Origin of the sequence: Blastococcus goldschmidtiae (assembly GCF_031845325.1) — a bacterium.
In the GTDB taxonomy this organism is placed as follows: domain Bacteria; phylum Actinomycetota; class Actinomycetes; order Mycobacteriales; family Geodermatophilaceae; genus Blastococcus; species Blastococcus goldschmidtiae.
This window is the reverse complement of the sequence record NZ_JAVREI010000056.1, coordinates 1-255: the sequence shown is the minus strand read 5'-3', so window position 1 is coordinate 255 and position 255 is coordinate 1. Positions and strand designations below refer to the sequence as shown.

Genomic DNA, 255 nt, shown 5'->3' with positions numbered 1-255 from the left:
AACTCCGAGTCAGCGCGGCTCGCGGCCCTGCCAGCATGGGTCCACCAGTACAACCACCATCGGCCCCACTCAGCGGTCGGGAAGCTGCCACCCATCACCAGGTTGAACAACCTGGCTGGGCATCACAGCTAGCCGCGCGGGGGCTCAGCCGCCGTCGCGGTCGGGCGGGTCGAACGTGACGTGCACGGTCTCGAAGCCCTTCAGGCGCTCGGCCTTGGCCTTGCCGGTGTAGCTGCGCCGGTCGCCCGGGGTGAG

At 69.8% G+C, this 255-nt stretch carries 1 protein-coding gene; it reads left to right on the top strand.

Annotation, left to right across the window (positions count from 1 at the left end; all coding sequences use genetic code 11):
* On the top strand, positions 1-132 hold a 132-nt coding region (locus tag RM425_RS21570), incomplete at its 5' end, for an integrase core domain-containing protein (protein ID WP_311347282.1).
* Positions 133-255 lie beyond the last annotated feature (123 nt).